At 69.9% G+C, this 21369-nt stretch carries 23 protein-coding genes and 2 pseudogenes; 16 read left to right on the top strand and 9 right to left on the bottom strand.

Features of this window, described 5'->3' with window-relative positions:
* The 3 genes from ACLQ2U_RS12165 to ACLQ2U_RS12175 are packed head-to-tail and all read right to left on the bottom strand — an operon-like array spanning position 1 to position 2574.
* Positions 1-804, bottom strand: a complete 804-nt coding sequence (locus tag ACLQ2U_RS12165; RefSeq protein WP_425750701.1) for an MlaE family ABC transporter permease — start codon at positions 802-804, stop codon at positions 1-3.
* A gap of 1 nt (position 805) precedes the next feature.
* Positions 806-1576, bottom strand: a complete 771-nt coding sequence (locus ACLQ2U_RS12170) for an MlaE family ABC transporter permease (RefSeq protein ID WP_425750702.1) — start codon at positions 1574-1576, stop codon at positions 806-808.
* Positions 1573-2574 carry an ABC transporter ATP-binding protein gene (locus tag ACLQ2U_RS12175; protein WP_425750703.1) on the bottom strand — a complete coding sequence of 334 codons (1002 nt, stop codon included), beginning with the start codon at positions 2572-2574 and terminating at the stop codon, positions 1573-1575. The genes ACLQ2U_RS12170 and ACLQ2U_RS12175 overlap by 4 nt, the downstream gene beginning before the upstream one ends.
* A 161-nt stretch (positions 2575-2735) precedes the next feature.
* Between ACLQ2U_RS12175 and shbA the strand changes: the two genes are divergently transcribed.
* The 7 genes from shbA to ACLQ2U_RS12210 all read left to right on the top strand — a co-directional run bounded on the left by shbA (position 2736) and on the right by ACLQ2U_RS12210 (position 8617).
* On the top strand, positions 2736-3314 hold the full coding sequence (shbA, locus tag ACLQ2U_RS12180) for an RNA polymerase sigma factor ShbA (protein ID WP_425750704.1): 579 nt from the start codon (positions 2736-2738) through the stop codon (positions 3312-3314).
* Positions 3311-4192, top strand: a complete 882-nt coding sequence (locus tag ACLQ2U_RS12185; RefSeq protein WP_425750705.1) for an anti-sigma-D factor RsdA — start codon at positions 3311-3313, stop codon at positions 4190-4192. The genes shbA and ACLQ2U_RS12185 overlap by 4 nt, the downstream gene beginning before the upstream one ends.
* A 532-nt stretch (positions 4193-4724) precedes the next feature.
* Positions 4725-5939 (top strand): ATP-binding protein, encoded by a 1215-nt coding sequence (locus ACLQ2U_RS12190; RefSeq protein WP_425750706.1) that lies wholly within the window; start codon positions 4725-4727, stop codon positions 5937-5939.
* Positions 5936-6400: a roadblock/LC7 domain-containing protein gene (locus ACLQ2U_RS12195; RefSeq protein WP_425750707.1), complete on the top strand. Its 465-nt coding sequence runs from the start codon at positions 5936-5938 to the stop codon at positions 6398-6400. Before ACLQ2U_RS12190 ends, ACLQ2U_RS12195 begins: the two co-directional genes overlap by 4 nt.
* A 29-nt stretch (positions 6401-6429) precedes the next feature.
* Entirely contained in the window at positions 6430-6774 is a 345-nt protein-coding gene (locus tag ACLQ2U_RS12200; RefSeq protein ID WP_425750708.1) for a DUF742 domain-containing protein, read from the top strand.
* Positions 6752-7357 (top strand): GTP-binding protein, encoded by a 606-nt coding sequence (locus ACLQ2U_RS12205; protein ID WP_425750709.1) that lies wholly within the window; start codon positions 6752-6754, stop codon positions 7355-7357. The genes ACLQ2U_RS12200 and ACLQ2U_RS12205 overlap by 23 nt, the downstream gene beginning before the upstream one ends.
* 21 nt (positions 7358-7378) lie before the next feature.
* A complete protein-coding gene (locus ACLQ2U_RS12210) occupies positions 7379-8617 on the top strand; it encodes a styrene monooxygenase/indole monooxygenase family protein (RefSeq protein WP_425750710.1) in 1239 nt (412 codons plus the stop codon).
* A gap of 116 nt (positions 8618-8733) precedes the next feature.
* Here the strand turns inward: ACLQ2U_RS12210 and ACLQ2U_RS12215 are convergent, their stop codons facing one another.
* From ACLQ2U_RS12215 to ACLQ2U_RS12225, 3 genes are all read right to left on the bottom strand, one after another.
* Positions 8734-9375, bottom strand: coding sequence for a DUF2238 domain-containing protein (locus ACLQ2U_RS12215; protein ID WP_425750711.1), 642 nt, complete (start codon positions 9373-9375; stop codon positions 8734-8736).
* Positions 9376-9575: 200 nt separating this feature from the next.
* Positions 9576-9758, bottom strand: a complete 183-nt coding sequence (locus ACLQ2U_RS12220) for a hypothetical protein (RefSeq protein ID WP_425750712.1) — start codon at positions 9756-9758, stop codon at positions 9576-9578.
* A gap of 303 nt (positions 9759-10061) precedes the next feature.
* Positions 10062-10235, bottom strand: a complete 174-nt coding sequence (locus ACLQ2U_RS12225) for a hypothetical protein (protein WP_425750713.1) — start codon at positions 10233-10235, stop codon at positions 10062-10064.
* A 532-nt stretch (positions 10236-10767) separates the two neighbouring features.
* Here ACLQ2U_RS12225 and ACLQ2U_RS12230 point away from each other — a divergent pair.
* Positions 10768-11232 (top strand): MarR family winged helix-turn-helix transcriptional regulator, encoded by a 465-nt coding sequence (locus ACLQ2U_RS12230; protein ID WP_425750714.1) that lies wholly within the window; start codon positions 10768-10770, stop codon positions 11230-11232.
* Between the two features lie 73 nt (positions 11233-11305).
* Here ACLQ2U_RS12230 and ACLQ2U_RS12235 read toward each other — a convergent pair whose 3' ends face one another.
* On the bottom strand, positions 11306-11920 hold the full coding sequence (locus ACLQ2U_RS12235) for an FMN reductase (RefSeq protein ID WP_425750715.1): 615 nt from the start codon (positions 11918-11920) through the stop codon (positions 11306-11308).
* Complete coding sequence (locus ACLQ2U_RS12240) at positions 11917-13014, bottom strand: LLM class flavin-dependent oxidoreductase (protein ID WP_425750716.1); 1098 nt, start codon at positions 13012-13014, stop codon at positions 11917-11919. Before ACLQ2U_RS12240 ends, ACLQ2U_RS12235 begins: the two co-directional genes overlap by 4 nt.
* 198 nt (positions 13015-13212) lie before the next feature.
* Here ACLQ2U_RS12240 and ACLQ2U_RS12245 point away from each other — a divergent pair.
* From ACLQ2U_RS12245 to ACLQ2U_RS12260, 4 genes and pseudogenes are all read left to right on the top strand, one after another.
* Positions 13213-13390 (top strand): annotated as a pseudogene (locus ACLQ2U_RS12245) (DDE-type integrase/transposase/recombinase); the annotation flags it as partial.
* 241 nt (positions 13391-13631) lie between these two features.
* Positions 13632-15527 carry an ABC transporter ATP-binding protein gene (locus ACLQ2U_RS12250; RefSeq protein ID WP_425750717.1) on the top strand — a complete coding sequence of 632 codons (1896 nt, stop codon included), beginning with the start codon at positions 13632-13634 and terminating at the stop codon, positions 15525-15527.
* A 512-nt stretch (positions 15528-16039) separates the two neighbouring features.
* A complete protein-coding gene (locus tag ACLQ2U_RS12255; protein ID WP_425750718.1) occupies positions 16040-18205 on the top strand; it encodes a glycogen debranching N-terminal domain-containing protein in 2166 nt (721 codons plus the stop codon).
* 53 nt (positions 18206-18258) lie between these two features.
* Complete coding sequence (locus tag ACLQ2U_RS12260; RefSeq protein WP_425750719.1) at positions 18259-18498, top strand: transposase; 240 nt, start codon at positions 18259-18261, stop codon at positions 18496-18498.
* Positions 18499-18889: 391 nt separating this feature from the next.
* Here ACLQ2U_RS12260 and ACLQ2U_RS12265 read toward each other — a convergent pair whose 3' ends face one another.
* Positions 18890-19171, bottom strand: a complete 282-nt coding sequence (locus ACLQ2U_RS12265; RefSeq protein WP_425750720.1) for a hypothetical protein — start codon at positions 19169-19171, stop codon at positions 18890-18892.
* Between the two features lie 179 nt (positions 19172-19350).
* On the opposite strand from ACLQ2U_RS12265, the gene ACLQ2U_RS12270 reads away from it, so the two are divergent.
* The 4 genes and pseudogenes from ACLQ2U_RS12270 (at position 19351) to ACLQ2U_RS12285 (ending at position 21366) form a co-directional block, all read left to right on the top strand.
* Entirely contained in the window at positions 19351-19476 is a 126-nt protein-coding gene (locus ACLQ2U_RS12270; RefSeq protein ID WP_425750721.1) for a hypothetical protein, read from the top strand.
* A 111-nt stretch (positions 19477-19587) separates the two neighbouring features.
* Positions 19588-19710, top strand: a pseudogene (locus tag ACLQ2U_RS12275) (hypothetical protein); the annotation flags it as partial.
* A 414-nt stretch (positions 19711-20124) separates the two neighbouring features.
* Complete coding sequence (gene ygiD, locus ACLQ2U_RS12280; protein ID WP_425750722.1) at positions 20125-21006, top strand: 4,5-DOPA dioxygenase extradiol; 882 nt, start codon at positions 20125-20127, stop codon at positions 21004-21006.
* Positions 21007-21048: 42 nt separating this feature from the next.
* Complete coding sequence (locus ACLQ2U_RS12285; RefSeq protein ID WP_425750723.1) at positions 21049-21366, top strand: hypothetical protein; 318 nt, start codon at positions 21049-21051, stop codon at positions 21364-21366.
* Positions 21367-21369: the final 3 nt, after the last annotated feature.

Raw genomic sequence — 21369 nt, forward strand, 5'->3', positions numbered from 1 at the left:
TCACCCCGCGATCCGGACGGTGGTGGTCGCGCCCCAGATGGCCAGCGACAGGAAGAAGTCGACGATGTTGACCGCGACGATCGCGAGCCGGACGGCCCGGCCGACCGCGACGCCGACGCCGGCGGGTCCGCCGCTGGCGGTGTAGCCGTAATAGCAGTGCACCAGCACCACGATCACGCTGAAGACCAGCACCTTGCCGAAGGACCAGAGCACGTCGCCAGGGGGCAGGAACAGGTGGAAGTAGTAGTCGTAGGTGCCGGCCGACTGTCCGAAGTAGTGCACGGCGATGGTGCGGGTGGCCAGGTAGCTGGAGAGCAGACCGACGACGTACAGCGGGATGACCGCGATGAATCCGGCGATCATGCGGGTGGTCACCAGGAACGGCAGCGACGGCACGCCCATCACCTCGAGGGCGTCCACCTCCTCGGAGATCCGCATCGCCCCGAGCTGGGCGGTGAATCCGCAGCCGACGGTGGCCGACAGGGCCAGCGCCGCCACCAGCGGCGAGATCTCCCGGGTGTTGAAGTACGCCGAGACGAAGCCGGTGAACGCGCTGCTGCCGAGCTGGTTGAGCGCCTGGTAGCCCTGCAGCCCGACCTCGGTGCCGGTGAAGAAGGTCAGGAAGCAGATGACGCCGACGGTGCCGCCGAGTACGGCGAGCGCGCCGGACCCGAAGCTCACCTCGGCCAGCAGCCGTACCACCTCGCGCTTGTACCGGCGCACGGTACGCGGCGCCCACGCGAACGCGCGCAGGTAGAAGGCGAGCTGTCCGCCCAGGTCGTCGAGATGTCGCAGCACCGCCACGTCAGCTTCCCTTCTGCGGTACGACCTGGAAGTACACGGCCGTGACGAGGAAGTTCAGCGCGAAGAGCAGCATGAAGGTGATCACCACGCTCTGGTTGACCGCGTCGCCGACCCCCTTCGGGCCGCCCTTGGCGGTCATCCCCTTGTAGGAGGCGACCAGCGCGGCGGCGGCACCGAACAGCAGCGCCTTCACCTCGCCGACCAGCAGGTCGGGCAGCTGCCCCAGGGCCTGGAAGCTGGCCAGGTACGCGCCGGGCGTGCCGCCCTGCAGGACCACGTTGAACAGGTAGCCACCGGTGACCCCGACCACGCTGACCAGGCCGTTGAGCAGGACCGCGACCAGCATCGAGGCGAGCACCCGGGGCACCACGAGGCGCTGGATCGGGTCGATGCCCAGCACCTGCATGGCGTCGAGTTCCTCGCGGATCTTCCGCGAGCCGAGGTCGGCGCAGATGGCCGAGCCGCCCGCGCCGGCGATGATCAGCGCGGTGACGATCGGACCCGCCTCGCGGACCACCGCGAGCACCGACGCGGCCCCGGTGAACGACTGCGCGCCGAGCTGCCGGACCAGTGAGCCGAGCTGCAACGCGATGACCGCGCCGAAGGGGATGGAGACGAGCGCGGCGGGCAGGATCGACACCGAGCTGATGAACCAGGCCTGCTGGACGAACTCGCGCACCTGCACCGGCCGGCGGCCGAGGCCGCGCAGCGTGTCCAGGCAGAACGCGACGAACTCGCCGGTGCTGCGTACGACGGTGACGGGGGCGCTCATCCGGCCACCTCCCGGAGCCTGACGGGGCGGCTCAGCTCGACCGTCGGCCGCTCCGCGTCGTGCCGGCCCTCGAAGGAGCCGGGTGGCGGGGTGACGCCGTTCTCCCGGCACCACCGCCCCGGCGGCCGCTCGGCCACCCGGGGCAGCCCGTCCGTGGGCGGCAGCTGCAGCGGGATGGGCGGCAGTGGCGGCAGTTCGACGCCGGCGTCCGCCTCGGCCCGCAGCTCCTCGGCGTCCTTCTCCTCGGCCATGCCGATCGGGCCGACCCGCTGGGCGTTGAGGAACTGCCTCACCACCGGCTCGGTGCTGGACAGCAGCATCTCCCGCGGCCCGAACATGGCCAGGTGCCCGTGGTAGATCAGCCCGATGTTGTCCGGCACCGTGCGCGCGGTGTTGATGTCGTGCGTGACGATCAGGAACGTCGCCCCGGTCCGCTGGTTGAGGTCGATGATGAGCTGGTTCAAGTACGCGGTGCGTACCGGGTCCAGACCGGAGTCGGGCTCGTCGAACAGGACGATGCGGGGGTCGAGCACGAGCGCGCGGGCCAGACCGGCCCGCTTGCGCATGCCGCCGGAGATCTCACCCGGCAGCTTCTTCTCGGCGCCGACCAGCCCGACCATGTCGAGCTTCTCGGTGACCACGTCGCGGATCTGCGACTCGGACTTGCGGGTGTGCTCCCGCAGGGGGAAGGCCACGTTGTCGTAGATGGTCATCGAGCCGAACAGCGCGCCGTCCTGGAACAGCACGCCGAACAACTTGCGGACCTCGTACAGCGCCCGCTCGGAGAGCCGGGGTAGGTCCTTGCCCTCGATCCAGATGGAGCCGGTGTCGGGCCGGAGCAGCCCCACCAGGGTCTTGAGGAAGACCGACTTGCCGGTGCCGGACGGACCCAGCAGCACGGAGATCTCACCGGCCGGCAGGGTCAGGCTGATGTCCGACCAGACCGGTTGGCCACCGAAGGACTTGGTCAGTCCCTGCACGGCCACTTCGACACCCATGCACCCTCCCCTCGTCGCTACCTGAGACATCGCGGCGGTCCGGCCGGGCGCAACAGCTTCTTTCCGCCGCGTCTCCATCACGAAGCGTGAGCTAGGCAAAGTGGCGTGCGTCTCGATAGCGTGCGGTTAACCCGCCGGTAACGAAGGTGTCTCGCATCCCCATGACCACAGCGATCGAGCCAGAACTCGTCCGACTGGCCGCCGATGGCGACCGGGCGGCGGTGGCGGCCCTGCTCACCGACGTGCGGCCACGGCTCGTCCGCTACTGCCGGGCCCGGCTGGGCCGCATCGGCGGGGCGTACACCACCGCCGACGACGTCGCCCAGGAGGTGTGCCTGGCGGTGCTGAAGGCCCTCCCCCGCTATCGCGAACAGGGCAGGCCGTTCTCGGCGTTCGTCTTCGCCGTCGCCGCGAACAAGGTCGCCGACGCCCAGCGGGCGGCGGTGCGCGACTCCGCCGTCGCCGTCACCGACACCCCGCTGGAGTGCCCGGACGCCGCGCCGGGGCCCGAGCAGCAGGCCGTCGCCACGGATCTGGCCCGCCGGCTCTCGGTGCTGCTGCACCGCCTCCCCGACGTCCAGCGGGAGATCATCATCCTTCGGGTGGCGGTCGGTCTCCCCGCCGAGGAGGTCGGCACGATCCTCGGGATGTCGGCGCCGGCCGTACGGGTGGCCCAGTCCCGTGCCCTCGCCCGGCTCCGTACGCTTGCCGGTGACGGACTTGACGAGGTGGCGGCATGAGTGAGCGCTGGCCGGACGGTGGCGAGGAGCTGGACCTCACCACGGTCGCCCACGACGACCTGCTCCTCGACGCGCTCGGACGGGGCGAGACGGAGACCGACGCGGACGGGCTCCCGGCGATGCTGGCCGCCTGGCGCGCCGACGTCGTCGCCGACGAGACGGACGCCGATGTCGACGGCACCGAGGTCCTCGCCGTCGGAACGGGCGTCGACCGTCGGGTCGACCGGGTCCGGGCCGACACTCCCGCCGGACCCGTCCTCGCCTCGGCCCGGTCGCGACCGCTCAGGCGGCGGGCCCTGCGGCTGGCCGCCGCCGTGGTCGCCGCCCTCGTGCTGGCGACGGGGCTGGGGGTCGGCAGTCGCACCGCCGGGCCGAGCAGTCCGCTGTGGTCGCTGACCAAGGTCCTCCATCCCGAGCGGGCTGAGGTGCGGGCCGTCGAAGACACCATCGACCGCGCCCGTGACGCCGTGGCGGCGGGACGGTTCGAGGAGGCCCGGCAGTTGATCGATCAGGCCCGGCGGGACCTGACCCGGATCACCGACCCCGCTGACGTCGCTCGGCTGCGCGCCGACATCGACGCCGTCCTGCGCGACCTGGCCGCGGCGGCGTGCCCCACCTGGCCCGGGTGCGCGACCTCCCCGGCGCTCCCGACGCCGTCGCCCGCCGCGCCGACGGCCGGCGGCCCCGACGCCACCGGCACCCCGGCACCGCGCACGACCGCGCCGGCGCCGCGGCCGGCGGCACCGGCGCCCTCGCCGACGTCCGGCTCCCACCTCCTGCCGTCGTTGCCCGGGCTTCCCCTGCCGCCGGCGCCGAGCCCGTCGCTGCTGCCGCCGCTGCCCGGGCTGCCGCTGCCCACCGGAGATCTGCTCGGCTGACCGACTCGCCGGCCCGGCTGGACCGGTCGCGGCGGAGCCCGGCCGTGGCGGTCGGGCCGCCCGCGCTGCCCTGCAACGGGCGCCTCGCCCCGGTTGGCCTGGCGCTCGCCGCGCGCTGCCCGGCCGGCGGCGCGGTGACGTTCGGAAACGCCTGTTGCGTTCTGGGGGCCGCGCCCGATGGACATAGGTGGCATCAACGCGGCCGGGCCTGGCCGGGAATCAGGTATGCGGTGACCCGGTCTGCGACGTGGCCCGGGTCCCGGCGTACCGGTGCCGGCACCGCCCTGCTGGCGGCCCCTGTCCGGCACGATGCACCGCACGACGGCGGTGGGATCGGCCGCGGCGGGTGCGCCGCGCCGGACACCGCCGTGCCGCCAGCGACCTGCGCGGCGTGTCCAGTCGGTGTGAAAACCCCAAGTTGACCTTGAAGCGGTTGCCATCGGCACAGGACGGTGGTTGACTGCTGCACCGTGCCAGAACGGGTAATTAACGATAGGCCGGGTATTTCGTGACACAAGGTGAGATGTCCATAATGAAGTCTCCGAATCGACGTCGCGCGACGTGGCGGCAGCGGGCGGCCCGCTGGCTGGACCCGACGGTGGCGCAGTGGGCCGTCGCTCCGGAGGAGACCCCACCCCCGCCCGAGGAGCGCGCGGACAGCCTGTGGCCGGCCATCTGCGAGCAGTTCGCCCTGCGCATCCTCGCCTCGGCGTACCAGATGGGCAGCCACCTCGAAGCCGTCGAGACCGACGAGCAGGACCCGGACCGGCTCGAGCGGCTCTACCGCATCGACCACACGAACACCCGGATCCGCCGCCACGCGGAGAACCTGCAGGTCCTGTTGGGCCGCCGGATCGAGGACGCCGACCCGCAGACCGTCACCCTGGTGGACGTGGTACGGGCCGCATCCTCGGCCATCGAGTACTACCCCCGGATCCGGGTCGGACACGTCGTGGACCTCGGGATCGTGGAATTCGCCGCGGACGACGTCATCCGGGTGCTCACCGAGCTGCTGGACAACGCGACCCGCTTCTCACCGCCCGCCGCGTCGGTGATCGTCTCCGCGTACGTCACCGAGGACGGCAGCGTGCTGCTCCGGGTCGAGGACGCCGGCCTCGGCGTCCACCCCGATCAGCTGGCGGCGCTCAACGCCATGCTGGCCGGCACCGCCTCGGCACCGGTCGCGGTGAACCCCGCAGCGCACCTGGGCCTCGTCGTCGTGGCGTACCTGGCCCACGCCAACCGCCTGCGGGTGAGCCTCACCAACCGACCCTCGGCCGGCACGACCGCGACGGTGCTCGTCCCCGCCCCCCTGCTGTGCGAGGTGGTGCCCGGCGCTCAGCCCGGACCTGCCACTCCCCCGTCCACCGAGCCGATGGCGCCGGCCGGCAGGCCGCCCACCTGGAGCGAGACCCGTCAACGGAGTGCGCAGATGGCCGCGTCCCACGACAGCGCGCAGGCCCCCACCATGCGCCTGACCACCCTCGACGCCCTGCCGACCGGCGACAACCCGGGCGCGGAGGCACGCCAGCCGGGTCCGGGCGGCGGCCTGCCCCGCCGGGTACGTGAAAGCGTCCGCGCCGACGCCTCCGCAGCCGGGGCGCACCGCCCCGGAGTGCCACCACAGGATCGGGCCCCGGCGGACGGCGCGTCGTCCCCCGACGCCTGGCCCGACGAGACAGCGGCCTTCGCGGCCGGCATCAGCGACGCACAGTCCGCACCCCTCCACGAAGGACACCTTCCATGACCCCGACCCACCACCTCAGCGGAAGCCAGTCGGCGGCCGGCCAGGGCCAGCCGGACTGCGCGTGGCTGATCCGCCAGTTCGCCGACGACGTACCCGGCGTCACCCACGCGTTGCTGGTGTCTCTCGACGGTCTCCAGCTCGCCGCCTCCCGGCAGGTTCCCCGCGACCTTGGTGACCAGCTCGCCGCGCTGACCTCGGGGCTGCTCAGCATGGCCGACCGCAGCGCCGCCCTGCTCGACCTCGGCGCCTCGGAGTATCTGACGGTCCGGCTGCCCCACGGGCACCTGCTGTTCATGCGGGTCGGCGAGTCGGCGGGCCTGGCCGTGGCCGCCGCCGCCGGTTGTGACCTCCGGGTCGTCTCCTATCGGATGACGCAGTTCGTCGGGGCCGTCTGGCACGCGCTCACCCCGCAGGTCCGCAGCGAGTTGCACCGCCTCACCGTCAGCCAGCCGGCCCGCTGACGGGCCAGAGCCAAGGGAGCGTGTCCACCGTGCCCACCTCGTACTGGAAGGTACGGCCCTACGTCCTCACCGGGGGGCGTACCCGCACCAGGCAACACCTGCTGGTGCACACCCTGGTGTCGGTGCCGTACTACGACGCCGTGTTCGCCTCGGGCCTGCTGCCGGAATCACGGTCGCTCTACGAGCAGGCCAGGAAGACCAGGTCGGTCGCCGAACTGTCAGCGGTCTGCGGCATGTCGCTGGGGGTGACCCGGGTGGTCGTCGACGACCTCGCCGCCACCGACCGGCTGCAGATCCACTGCGACAACTACGCCTCCCCGTACGACTACCGCCTTCTGGAGAGACTCCGCGATGGCCTCCGCCAACTTGCCTGACAGTCCCCTGCTGACCTCGGCGAAGATCGTCATCGCCGGTGGCTTCGGGGTCGGCAAGACCACCTGTGTCCAGTCCATCTCCGAGATTCCCCCGATCAACACCGAGGCGTGGATGACGGCGGCGAGTGAGACCGTGGACCGACTCGACCCCGGAATCGACAAGACGACCACGACCGTCGCGATGGACTTCGGCCGGCTGACGATCGGCACCGACCTGGTGCTGTACCTGTTCGGCACGCCCGGTCAGCCCCGGTTCTGGCCGATGTGGGACGACCTGTGCCGAGGAGCCGTCGGGGCGCTGGTCCTGGCCGACACCCGGCGCCTGGAGGAGTCGTTCCCCGCGGTCAACTACTTCGAGCAGGACACCGACCTGCCCTTCGTGGTCTGCGTCAACCTGTTCGACGGTGTGCTGACCCACCACCTGCACGACGTCCGCGAGGCCCTTGAGGTGTCCCCCGAGGTTCCCGTGATCGGCTGCGACGTCCGCGATCCGTCGTCGGTCGCCAGGGCACTGCTGGCGGTCGTCGAGCACACGATGACCCGCACCGCCGGCTCGTCCCCGAGCGTCCTCGCCGCCCGATAGCCCACCGACCTGGAGTTGACAATGCGCAGAATTCTGATCGTCGGGGCCGGCCAGTCCGGGCTGCAGCTCGGGCTGAGCCTGCTCGCCGAGGGCTACGACGTGACCATCATGTCGGCCCGTACGCCCGACGAGATCCGTCGTGGCTGGGTGATGAGCACGCAGGCCATGTTCGCCGCCGCCCTGGACACCGAGCGGCGGTACGGGCTGAACCTCTGGCAGGACCAGGCGCCGTCGATCGAGGGGCTGCACGTGTCGTTGTCGGCGCCACCCGGCGAGCGGGCGCTGCGCATCCCCTGCCCTCTCGACGACCCCGCGCAGAGCACCGACCAGCGCCTGAAGATGGCCGCCTGGCTGGAGGTGTTCGAACAGCGCGGCGGCACCGTGCACTACCAGGGTGTGACCACCGCGGACCTGGACGGGCTGACCCGGCTCGGGCGCTACGACCTGACCGTCGTGGCCGCCGGCAAGGGCGACCTGGTCGGCGTCTTCGACCGGGACCCGCAACGGTCGGTATACACGGCACCCCAGCGAGGACTGGCCGTCGCGTACGTGCACGGCATGGCGCCGGACCCGCTGTGGCCGGTGCCGCACGTCAGCTTCAACGCGGTGCCCGGGCTCGGCGAGCTGTTCGTCATTCCCGCGCTGACCCTGTCCGGACCGTGCGAGATCCTGTTCTGGGAAGCGGTGCCCGACGGGCCGCTCGACCTGTGGAAGGATCGGCGGGACCCGGTCGAGCACCTCAAGCTGACCCTGGACCTGGTCCGGCAGTACACCCCGTGGATCTACGACCGGTGCGTGGGCGTCGAGCTGACCGACGGGCGGGCCACCCTGTCCGGCCGGTACACCCCGACGGTGCGCCATCCGGTGGCGGAGCTTCCCTCCGGCGGCGTCGTCCTGGGCATGGCCGACGTGGTGGTCGCCAACGACCCGATCACCGGTCAGGGCAGCAACACCGCCGCCAAGTGCGCGTCCTCGTACCTCCGATCCATCCTGGAGCGTGGCGACCAGCCCTTCGACCGGGATTGGATGGGGCGCACGTTCGAGAGGTTCTGGGCGGACGCCGGGCAGGCGGTGACCCAGTGGACCAACGCCATGCTCCAGCCGCTGCCCCCGCACGTGCAGCAGGTCCTCGGCGCCGCCTCGGCCAACCCGACGATCGCCCGTCGGTTCGCCAACGGCTTCTGCGACCCGAACGACTTCCAGCACTGGTTCATGACGCCGGACCGCGCGGAGCAATACCTGGCCTCCGTCGCCGACTGAACCGACCGCTTCGCGAGCCGAGGGCCGTGGCGCGGCGGGCGGTCGACCCGCCGCGCCGGTCCGTCCGCGCGGCGCTGGGACCGGCCGAACCGGCGATCGGCCACGCCGGCCGGCTCCTACCCGGGCAGCCCTGCTCGATGGGTGGGCGCTGGCGGCGGCAACTGGCGGTCGTGCCACCGGCTGAGCAGGGCCAACGACGTGATCGCACCGACCAGCGCCAGGAACATGTCCCACTGGGTGTCCCACACGTCGCCCTGGGTGGCGAGGAAGTCGTCGGCGGCCGAACCGCCGGCCACCGCCGCCCACCATTCGATCATCTCGAAGAGAGCGCTGAAGGCCAGACAGGCGCAGACCACGAGCGGGGCGAGCCACCGGCTGCCACGCAACGGCGAGCGGCGGACCAGAATCTCGCGGACCAGAATCGCCGGCACGAAGCCCTGCGCGAAGTGACCGAGCCGGTCGTACGGGTTGCGCGACAGGTCGAACAGGTCCTGCAGCCAGTTGCCCAGCGGGGTACGCGCGTAGGTGTGGTGCCCGCCGACGATGAGGATCGTCGCGTGCACCGCGAGCAGGCAGCACAGCAGTGTGCTCAGCGGGAACCGGCGCCAGACGAGCAGCAGCACCGGGATCCCCACGATCACCCACACCGTCTCCAACAGCCAGGTGAGCCGGTCGTAGGGCCGAATGCCGGACGCGACCAGCGCAACGAGGACGAGGCCCAGCAGTGCCTGCGGAAGGACAGCGCGTGCTCGGGCCACCGGTGACCACCTACTCGTGAATGACCAGACCGCCAGCCGCCGCCCGGACGCCGACGATATCAGCGGCGTGATCAATGCCAGACGTACGTACGGCAGGCGGAACCTCGGTCCACCGGGGCTCCCACCTCGCTGTCAACGACGGCGGTTGGCCTTCGACGTTTCGGCAGTGCCTCGTGGTGTGGGGTGGACATGTCCCGGCGTCAGCCGGCCCGCTCGGCCGGGCGTAGCAGCAGGGCGGCGAGCAACCCGCCGAGGAGGACTGCGGCGGCACCGACCGTCTGGCCGGTCTCCAGCGCCGAGCGGAACGCGTTGGAGACGAGCCCGCGTTCGGTCCCGGTGCGCGCGGCGGCCAGGGCCGCCGGGAACGACCCGGCCCCGGCCACGGCGGCGGGCAGCGGCGCTGGCGCCCAATATCTCCGCGCGCCGTCGGGGGCCGACCGATCCGAGGAGGATGATCCGTTCGTCGCCGATGTGCGGTGCCACCAGTTCGGTGTGCTGTCGCTCGTCCTGCACGATGCCGCAGATGGTCAGGGCCCGCCGGTGAGCCGGGCGATCTCGATGGGTCGTCGACCTACCCCGGGCGCACACGCCGTCGAGGCTCGACCAGTAGTTCCGTCACCTGCTCCCATGGGACGTTGTGATGCAGAAGGGTGTCCGCCACGCGACCGGCCCGAGCAGAGCCACCCTCACGGGGATGGCACATCGGTGAGATCGGCCGGGTCGAGACGCAACGTCGCGAGCAGCCCGGCGTGCTTGCCGGGATCCACCCACTCCGGTAGCTCATGATCGACCCAGTCGGCTCTGACCTGCTGACCCCGCTCGCGTAGGGCTTGAACGATCCGGTGCTTGGCGATCTTCATCAGCTGCTCCCTTGTGAAGCCGTTGGGACGGTCATGGCCCCTCCCCTGCTCGAACGGGTAGCGGTGTGGACGCGGTGGTCGAATCCCCGTCACCAGGTCGCCGGGGGGCGCGGTGGACGTCGGTCGGCGCCCCTGCGAACTCGTACCGTGGCCGACGGAGCCGTGCGGACAGCACGTGGAAGATTCCAGGGACAAGCCGGCGTGGCGGTCGCACGTCGATGCAACAGCTGTGAGCTGGTCGTGGTCGCAACGCTCGGAGTCGGCGGAAGGGAGAGTGCCGTAGCTGTCGCGATGGAGGTGACCATTGTTCAACGCCCCTCAGGGGCTGGTGGCGGCGAAACCGGCGGGGCCACCGGGGTACCCGGGCGACATGACCACCGTACGCCCCCACCCGGTAGGAGGGCATCCCGTACCCCGTCCTCCCGGGAACTCGACGTTGCACCGGGACCGACCTGAGCGCCGCGGCAGTCAAGGCGATCGTCACGGAGTGCGGCGCGGCCGATTGCTCGGTCAAGCAACTAGCATGGATGGCATGTCCGGCTCCCCAGCAGAACCCCTTCAGCCCCTGAACCCCGAGGAGGAAGCGCTGGTCCGCTCCCTGGGCCGCGTGATGTACGTCCTGCCCCGGGCGATCGACGCCGACATGGTGAGCGAGCACCAGCTGCCGCTCACCGAGTACACCGCCCTGAGGAACCTGTCCGAGGCGCCCGGTCGGCAGATGCGGATGAGCGAACTCGCGGCGGCCTGCCAGCTCTCGCTGAGTGGGATGACGCGCACGATCAACCGCCTGGAGACCGCGGGCCTGGTCGAGCGGGTCAGGAGCGAAAAGGACGCCCGCAGTTGGAACGCCGTCCTCACCGACGCCGGCTTCGCCCGCCTGGAACAGTCCTGGCCGAGCCATCTGGCCAGCGTGCGGCGGCGGTTCCTGGACCACTTCGAGGGCATGGACCTCGTCCAGCTGGCCCGTGCGTTCCAACAGGTCGGGACGGCCCGCTGACGCGTCCTCCCCGCCCGCATCAGCCGTGGGCGCCGGGCACGCGATGCGGCGGCCCGGCGCTCCGCGACTGCGGTCACTCCCCGGCGAGCAGGTGCTCGAACGGCGTCGGGTCGTCGAAGGGATCGGTGTGGGTGGGCTTGTCACGCCGGTCCACCTCGCGGGCCAGTTCGCCGGCCGCCCGGTCGATCCGGTGGACCAGCGAACTCTGTGCCGTGTCGCCGGCACCCCAGTCCTCGGGGGCGGCGAACACCGCGGTCGGCACGACCACCGCGTGCAGGTAGGCGAAGAGCGGTCGCAGCGCGTGTTCCAGCACCAGCGAGTGCCGTCCCGTCCCCCCGGAGGCGGCGATCAACACCGGCTTGTCCACCAGCGCGGTGTCGTCGAGGACATCGACGAACATCTTAAGGAGCCCGTTGTACGACGCGCTGAACGTCGGCGTGACCGCGATCAGTGCGTCCGCGCCCGCCACGGTCTCGTGCACTCGCTTCAGCTCTTCCGACGGATAGCCGGCGAGCAGGTTGTTGACCATGTCGTGCGCGTGGTCGCGCAGCTCGATGAGCTCGACGTCGACCTCGGCACCGAGCTGTTCCAGCTCGCGCCGGGCCGCGTCGGCGAGCCGGTCGGCGAGCATCCGGGTCGACGACGGCTGCCGCAGACCGGCCGACACGACTGCGATGGTGCGCCTCATCGGTCCTCCTCCGCCGCAGCGGCCTGCGCAGCGGCCTTCAGCGAGGCGTGGGTCGGGGCGTCCGGCACGTGGGCGGGACGGCCCACTGCGAACTCCTTGCGCAGCACCTGCACGACCTCGCCCAGCATCTCGATCTGCTGCAGCACCGTCTTCCGCGGTACGCCGATCCCGTCGACGTTGAAGAGCTGGCGCTGGTAGTCGCCGCCCGCGTACTCCCGGAAGGCCAGGGTCCGGTCGATCACCTCCTGCGGGCTGCCGACCAGGAGCGCCGTCTGCTTCATCGTCTCCTCCAGCGACGGCCCATGTCCGTAGGCCGCAGAGTTGTCGAAGTACGGGTGGAAATCGCGGACCGCGTCCTGCGAGTTCCTCCGCATGAACACCTGCGCGCCCAGGCCCACGATGGCCTGGTCCGCGGAGCCGTGCCCGTAATGCTCGAACCGCCGGCGGTAGAGCCCGACCATCCGCTGGACGTGCTCCTTGGGCCACAGGAGGTTGTTGTGCAGGAACCCGTCGCCGTAGTACGCCGCCTGCTCGGCGATCTCCGGGCTGCGGATCGAGCCGTGCCACACGAACGGCGGTACGCCGTCCAGCGGCCGGGGCGTCGAGGTGAACGACTGCAACGGGGTGCGGAACTTGCCCTCCCAGTCGACCACCTCCTCACGCCACAACCGGCGCAGCAGGGCGTAGTTCTCGACGGCGAGCGCGAGGCCGTTGCGGATGTCCTGGCCGAACCACGGATAGACCGGCCCGGTGTTGCCGCGGCCCATCATGAGGTCGACCCGGCCGTCGGCGAGATGCTGGAGCATCGCGTAGTCCTCGGCGATCTTCACCGGGTCGTTGGTCGTGATCAACGTGGTCGAGGTGGACAGCACGATCTTTTCCGTCCGCGCCGCGACGTGGCCGAGCAGCGTGGTGGGCGAGGACGGGAAGAACGGCGGGTTGTGGTGCTCACCGATGGCGAAGACGTCCAGGCCCACCTCCTCGGCCAGCTTCGCGTACTCCACCACAGCCTTGATCCGCTCGTGCTCAGACGGCATCCCTCCGGTCACCGGGTCGCGCGCCACGTCGCCCACACCAAAGATTCCGAACTGCATCTCAGCTCGCCTGCCTCGCTCGTTCCGATCACGGTTGACGCCATCATGAACCCGAGGCGGGTGAGGCAAATTCCTTGACTAGGCAAGTACTTTGGGGTGACGGCGCTCACGGTCGGCCCGGCAACCGCAGCCCCCTACTGGTCCGTCCGGTCGACCATGTCCCAACGTGGGCCCTCCTCGGCCTAACACAGGCCGCCTCACCCCACCACCGGGGGCAAGCTCTACCTCTGCGCGATCAAGGACGTTTACTCCGGCCGGATCGTCGGCTACTCCATCGACGACCGGATGACAGCGTCCCTGGGCTGTCACGGCGCTGCGCTACGCGATCCGGCTGCGGGACCGGGCCGGCACGATGCACTCCGACCGGGGCAGCCAGGGCGGATTCACCTGGTCGTCGCAAGCCACCCCACGCTACGACGTCCACATGGGACCGAACGAACACCGCGAAACCCGTTACGAAGAACACGAAGCCCGCCAATCCCCGCCCGCGCCGCACGCGTTGAAGATCAAGCTAGTAGCGCACTCTCTCGCAGGCTCCCTCACGGTGCGAGCCGGGATATCAAATGACTTGACCTCAACCTCGGGTGAGGTTCTAGCCTCTTTCGCGGAGGTACGGCATGAGCATGGAGATTACCGCGTGGATGTCCCTGCACCACGCGATGAATGCGCAGGACGAACGGCCACTGTCACGGGCGACCTTGAAACGCATCGCCCGGTTCGCGGGGCCGCACCGCACCTTGATCATAAAGTTCCTGTTGTTGAGCGTGGTGACAGCGGTCCTCACGGTGGCGGCGCCGGTTCTCGCCGGTCGGGTGGTTGACGCGATCGTCGACGGAGCCGACACCGGCATCGTGATCCGGTTGGCAGTGCTGATCGCCGTGATCGCCCTGGCCGAAGCCGGCCTGGGTCTGGTGACGCGCTACCTGTCCGCAAGCATCGGTGAGGGATTGATAGTCCAGCTCCGGACCGCCGTCTTCGACCACGTTCAGCGCATGCCGGTGGCGTTCTTCACCCGGACCCGCACAGGTGCGCTGGTCAGCCGTTTGAACAACGACGTGATCGGCGCACAGCGGGCATTCAGCGACACCCTGTCGAGTGTGGTCGGCAACACCGTCACACTGATACTGACGTTGGCGGTGATGCTCAGCTTCTCGTGGCAGATCACGCTGCTGGCGCTCGTACTGCTGCCCATCTTCGTACTGCCGGCCCGGCGGATGGGTTCGAAGCTCGCCCAATTGCAGCGCGAAGCGGCCGAGCACAACGCGGCGATGAGTACCCGGATGACAGAACGCTTCTCCGCACCCGGCGCAACACTGGTCAAGCTGTACGGGCGTCCGGCCGAGGAGTCGGCCGAGTTCGCCGCGCGGGCGCGGCGGGTGCGAGACATCGGCATTCGCGCCGCCATGCTCCAGTGGGTGTTCATCACCGCACTCACCGTTGTTGGCTCGCTGGCGCTGGCCCTGGTGTACGGGCTAGGCGGTCTTTACGCCCTACGGGGCAGCCTCGACGCCGGTACCGTGGTCGCGCTGGCGCTGCTACTGTCGCGCCTCTACGCGCCGTTGACTTCGCTGGCCAGCGCCCGGGTCGAGGTGATGAGCGCGCTGGTGAGCTTCGAGCGGGTGTTCGAGATCCTCGACCTCAAGCCCCTGATCCTCGACAAGTCCGACGCCCGGCCGCTTCCCGACGGGCCAGTGGCGGTGGAGTTCGACGCGGTACGGTTCGGCTACCCGTCAGCCGACAAGGTGTCGCTCGCCTCGCTTGAGGATGTGGCGAAGCTCGACACGCGCGGCGGCGAGGAGGTGCTGCACGGCGTATCGTTCCGCGCCGAAGCGGGGCAGATGGTCGCCCTCGTCGGCTCCTCCGGAGCGGGCAAGTCGACGATCGCTCAGCTCGTGCCCCGCCTGTACGACGTCGAGGACGGCGCGGTGAAGCTCGCCGACGTCGACGTACGCGACCTGTCGGCCGACTCGATCCGAACGGCACTCGGCGTGGTGACCCAGGACGGGCACCTGTTTCACGAAAGCATCCGAGCCAACCTGACGTTCGCTCGGCCGGACGCGACCGAGGAGGAGATGCGGGAGGTACTACGCCGGGCCCGGCTCGACAGCCTGATCCGCTCGCTTCCTGAGGGGCTCGACACCGTCGTCGGCGAACGCGGGTACCGCCTGTCGGGCGGAGAACGGCAGCGGCTCACCATCGCGCGGCTGCTCCTGGCCCGTCCCCGCGTGGTCATCCTCGACGAGGCGACCGCGCACCTCGACTCCACATCGGAGGCCGCAGTACAGGCCGCACTCGGCGAAGCCCTGACCGGCCGGACAAGTGTGGTCATCGCGCACCGGCTGTCGACCATCCGTGCGGCCGACCAGATCCTCGTCGTCGAAGACGGGCGCATCGTCGAACGCGGGCGACACAGCGACCTACTCGCCGCCGGCGGCCGGTACCAGGAGCTGTACCGCACGCAATTCGACCAGGAAGAGCCGGCGGTCCAGGAAGAACCCGTCGCGGCCGCGTAGCCGTGCCGGAGGCTCTGTCGTCCTCAACGCACTAACTTCGGCAGTTGAGGGCGTTTGCGAGGACGGCATCCTCAACCAGGGCCTTGAAGCGCCTCGTGTCGCTGTTGCAGTCGAACTGCTGCCCGTTTCAGCACCGCTGGCACCGGTGCGCCACTTCACCCGCCAACGGATCGTCTTGCCCTCCTGGGACCGCCCCCTCTCGACGTAGAGGTGCGCCCACCTCCACAACATCGCCCTCACCGGGTGAGCACCAACGCGGCCACGGGCAACGCCTTGACCGAGTTACGAGACGTTGCTTAGGTGGAGCGCGCCGATCGGACGTTATGGCTGGAGATGTCGGAACTCCAAGGCCCCTCCATCCCAACGGCAGCGGGGTTGCCATGGGATGACTTGCGTATGGCCGGGAACCCTGGTTCGGAATGACCAAGTCCTGACAGCAGCTTGGCGGCGATCTTCCGCTGCGAGCGACACTCGGCATGGGCAAACCCTGTCGACGACTTGAGGAGGTCTGGGTGACCGCGACATCACGGCGGCCGACGCCCGCCGACCCGATGCCGGACGCACCGACGCGGCCGGGGGTGTCCAGCGGCGCCTGCCGAGACCTGCCGCCGGAGTTGGGGCCGGACGCGATCGGCGTGCTGGAGGGTCGCACGTTCATGTTCTCCGACGCCCGCGGAGACGTGCCGAGAGGCTCCATCGGCGGCCTGGTGCGCGACGACACCCGGTTCCTCAACCAGTGGGAACTGACGATCGACGACGCGCCGCTGCTGGTGCTCTCCTCGGGAACCGTCGACGCCTACTCGGCGGCGTTCTTCCTGGCCAACTCCGACCTGCCCCACCTGCCGGCCAACCGGGTGGGCGTGCGACGGCAGCGCTTCGTCGGCGACGGCCTCTACGAACGCCTCGAGCTGCGGTACTTCGGCATCGAACCCGTGTCGATCCGCCTGCGCTTGGCGGTGGGGACGGATTTCGCCGACCTGTTCGAGATTAAGGAGTCGGGCCGCGACCGTGCTCCGGACATCATCCGCCGGCACGAACCGGACGGCTCGGCACTCGCGTTCGGGTACCGCAACGGCAGCTACGCGGCGTCGTTAAGCGTCGAGGCCGACCCGCCGGCCGACCTGGCGGACGGCGACGCCCTGGTGTGGGATGTGTGTCTCGAGCGGGGGCAGCAGTGGAGCTGCGAGTTGCAGGTTCCGCTGCGCTGCGGCGAGGAAGACTACCGACCGGCGGTCCGCGGGTTCGGCGAGGCCTTCGATCACGGGCCGGAGGACCCGTCGACCCGGTGGGCGGCGGAGAAGCCGCATCTGCACGCGGACGTGGATCTACTCCGCGACGTCTACCACAGGTCGGCGATCGATCTGGTGTCCATGCGGATCGAGAAGACCATCGCCGGCGAGCCGGTCGTCCTCCTTGCCGCTGGCCTGCCGTGGTTCCTGACCACCTTCGGTCGCGACACGGTGATCACCGCCTACCAGACCATGATCTGCGGCCCTGATGTCGCCCGCGGCGCCCTGATCGTGCTGGCCACGCATCAGGCGAAAGGGTTCGACGACTTCACCGACGAGGAACCTGGCAAGATCTTCCACGAATACCGCTCAGGTGAGCTGACCCAGCTCGGACTCAAGCCCTACCGCCCGTACTACGGCAGCGCCGACACCACCGCGCTCTGGCTCATCCTGCTCTCGGAGTACTGGCGGTGGACCGGGGACGCCGACCTCGTGCGCCGGTTGCGCGGCAACGCCGAGGCCGCGCTGCGATGGATCGACCGTTACGGCGACCGCGATGGCGACGGATACGTCGAATACGCCACCCGCTCCAAGCAGGGCCTGGGCAACCAGTGCTGGCGGGACTCCCCGGACGGTGTGCAGTACGCCGACGGGAGGATACCCGTCCTACCGATCGCCACCTGTGAGACGCAAGGCTACACCTACGACGCGAAACTGCGCATGGCCGAACTCGCCGAGGGACCGTGGCAGGACCCGGCCATGGCTCAGCAACTACGCGCCGGCGCCGCGCGCCTGCGCGAGCAGTTCAACCGGGACTACTGGATCCCGGAGCGGGGCGGCTACTACGCCGTCGGCCTCGACGGCGACAAACGGCCCATCGACTCGATGACCTCCAACATGGGTCATCTGCTCTGGAGTGGGATAGTCCCCGAGGAACGCGCCGGACAGCTCGCGCGACACCTGATGTCTCCCGAGCTGTTCTCTGGGTGGGGGGTGCGCACCCTGTCCACCGCCGATGTCGGCTACAACCCCATCGGCTATCACGTCGGCACCGTCTGGCCACACGACAACTCGATCATCGCCGCCGGGCTGGCCAGCTACGGTCACCGCGACGAGGCCAACCGGATCGCGATGGCGATGCTGGAGGCGTCCCGGCACTCCGAGCACCGGCTGCCCGAGGCGTTCTCCGGCTACGACCGGTCCTTCGGCCGTCAGCCCGTGCCGTACCCGACCGCCTGCAACCCCCAGGCCTGGGCCAGCGGGGCTCCCCTGCTGTTCCTGCGCACGATGCTCGGCCTCGAACCGCGGGAGGCCGAACTCGTCGCCGACGCTCACGTCCCCGACGAACTCGGACGGATCCGCCTGCACCACGTAGCGGCGCTCGGGCGACGGTGGAACGTCGAAGCCGCGGGTTCCGAGTGCACGATCTCCCCCGATAAGAACTCCTAACGAAATGATGTTGGGGCGTGTCCGCTGGGACATGAGGATCGTTCTGTCTGAATGTGAGGAGGGGTGAGCAGCCGCCGTGGGTCGTCTCGGACGAGTTATGGGCTGAGATCGCGTCGCTGCTGCCACCACGTCCACCGCGCCGGCACCGGTTCCCGGGCCGCAAGCCCCTCGACTATCGCAAGGTGCTGTGCGGGATCCTGTTCGTGCTCTACCCCGCGATCCCGTGGGAGTACCTGCCCCAGGAACTCGGGTTCGGCTCAGGGACGACCTGCTGGCGCCGGTTGCGGAACTAGAACGACGCCGGCGTGTGGCAACGGCTGCATGAGGTCCTGCTGGGCAAACTACGGGCCGCCGACGGCCGAGATCGAAGCGCTGCGCCGCGCCCGTGTGGTGCACGTGCAGCCGGGTATCGAATCACTCACCTCACGCGTGCTGAAACTCATGGACAGGGGCGTGACGGGCACCCGGAACGTCCGGACATTGCGTGACTGCGAATCGGCGGAGCTGACGGTCGCCTGGAACTGGCTGTACGGCTTCCCCGGCGAGACCACCGATGACTACCGTCCGGTGATCGAACAGGTGCCGGCGCTGGTGCATCTGCAGCCCCCGTCCGCCGCCACCCGGATCGCCCTCGAACGGTTCAGTCCGTACTTCGAACGACCCGAGCTCGGGTTCGCCCTCCGGTCACCCGACGAGATCTATCACCACGTCTACGCCCTGCCTCCCGAGGAACTGGCCGACCTCGTCTTCCTCTTCGAGTGCGAGCCTGCTGGCATCGTCGGCGAGGACGTCAGGCACCTGGAGTGCGCACTCGACGAGTGGAAGGCGGCGTATCCCAGCAGCACGCTCCTGCGGATCCTCGACGCCGACGGGATCCACATCCAGGACAACCGCGTCGGCTGGCCCAGGCGCGACCATCACATCACCGACCCGACGCTGGTGGCCGGATACCTGGAGCTCGAGCACGGTCGGTCCCTGCCCGCGCTGGTCGCCCGGCTCGGCGATCAGGGAATGATCCTCGCGCCAGAACGGGTCCGCCGTGTGGCTCGACCAGCTGCGGCGAGACGGACTGGTGTTCGTCGAGAACGGACAGTACCTGGCGCTCGCCACGGTGAACGCGCCGATGCGGATGAGGTGAGGATGACGTGCCGACCGCCGCGTCCACCAACACGCCCACCCCTGTCAAGCCGCACCAGACCAGCGTGCGGGCCGCCGACGCCGGCGAGGTCCTGGTGGCCGAGCTCGAGGCGGCGGGCACGACGGGGTGGTGATAAACGGCGGCGTCCGTGTCGATGCTGACGCTCCCTCGCTGATGTTCCGCCCAGGCAGCAGGGCAGGCCGCCCGGTGGCAAGCTGAGCACCGCTACGGGTCCTGCTACTACCGCCGCGGACCAGGCTTCATGACCGTGAAGGACACCCGCATCGCCACGGCCCCCATCCGGTTCGTCATCGACGACGAGCCGGCGTGGTCGGCTTCGGGAAGCTGCTCAACGTCGCGAATCTGAACCAGGCTGACCCATCGGTATGCGACCTGGCCGAGATCCTCGCCCACGAGCGCCTGGTGCTGCGGTTCGGGAACGCCGCGACACTGCTTCCCGTCCGTATGCGGCGCTGGCCCGTACCGTACGACGCAATCTAAAGGACCAAGGTGCTGCACACCCCCTCCGGGGCACGCCCGCCAACGTCCGGGAGCACGTCATCTACGCCCTGAGATCCACCGGCTGACCGGCATCACCCGACGCCATCCTGCGCAGGCTGAGCCCGGACGGTTCCATGTCCGCGACCTACCACCGCTACGACACGGGCCATCCCGAAGTTCGGTAGCGGACAGGCCGTCAAGCATTAGGCTGATGACCTGCTCGGAATGAGGCGCCCCACCGTCCGACGGACCGACACCGCGCATCGAGGAAGGCCAGATCGTGCACGCAGACGCCGTCAACGGCTCAGGCGACCCGATGCCCGCGGCGTTCATCGGACACGGCAACCCGATGAACGCCCTCGAGGTCAACCGCTACACGACGGCATGGAAGGCCTTCGGCGCGGCGGTGCCGCGCCCCCGCGCCATCCTCGTGATCAGCGCACACTGGTTCATAAACGCCACGGCCGTCACCGCCATGCCAAAGCCGCGGACCATCCACGACTTCTACGGGTTCCCGCCAGCACTGTTCGAGGTGCAGTACCCCGCACCCGGGCTACCGGAGCTGGCCGCAGAGATCAGCGACGTCGTGCACCCCACCTGGGTCGGTGCCGACATCGACAGCTGGGGCATCGACCACGGCACCTGGTCGGTGCTCACGCACGCCTTCCCCGACGCCTCGATCCCGGTTGTCCAGCTCAGCATCAACGCCGACAAGCCCCTGGACTATCACCTTCAGCTCGGCGCCAAGCTCGCGCCCTTGCGGCAGCGAGGAGTGCTCATCGTCGCCAGCGGCAACGTCGTGCACAACCTGCGCGGCATGGACTGGGAACTGACCGACGACGGCTACGACTGGGCCCAACGCTTCGACGAAGACGCCAAGGGCCGCATGCTGACCAACCCGACTGAGTTCGCGACGCTCGACGCCCACCGTGACTTCCAGCACGCCGTACCGACACCCGACCACTTCATCCCCGCCCTGTACCTCGCCGGCCTCGCCGCAGCAACTGACACACCGGACACCGGCGTCCTGGTCGACGGCTACGCCTACGGATCGCTGTCGATGACCGCCTACACACTCGGCCTCTCCTGCCCCAACGCCGCTGGTGAAGGCGGATCCCCACAACCACCCGCCGCCCTACCACCCGACGCGTCCAACATCTGACCCCAACCCCGGGCTGCACGACAACATGCTCATCACCCCGCCGTGGAGCGACCCGCGGAACTGACCGGCCTCAGCGGGTCCGACCAGGCCTGGCTGGCGTGGATGGCTCACTTCGACGCCGACCTGTCGGCCTCCATGCGTCTGCAGACGACCCGCCCGCAGACCCTCGCGTACGCGCTCACCGACTCGCCGTGTCAGCGAGACCCGGTACTGACCACCGGTCGGGCTCGCCGCAGTCCACCGGATGGCCGTCACGCCGTCGACCTCGGCGGCGCCCAGGAACTGCTCGATCACGCCTCCTCGCCGCAGGGCACCAATGGCAAACGACCGAGTCAGGGACCGCACGCATACACGGCCTAGCGC

The organism is Micromonospora sp. DT47 (assembly GCF_049844475.1).
GTDB lineage: Bacteria > Actinomycetota > Actinomycetes > Mycobacteriales > Micromonosporaceae > Micromonospora.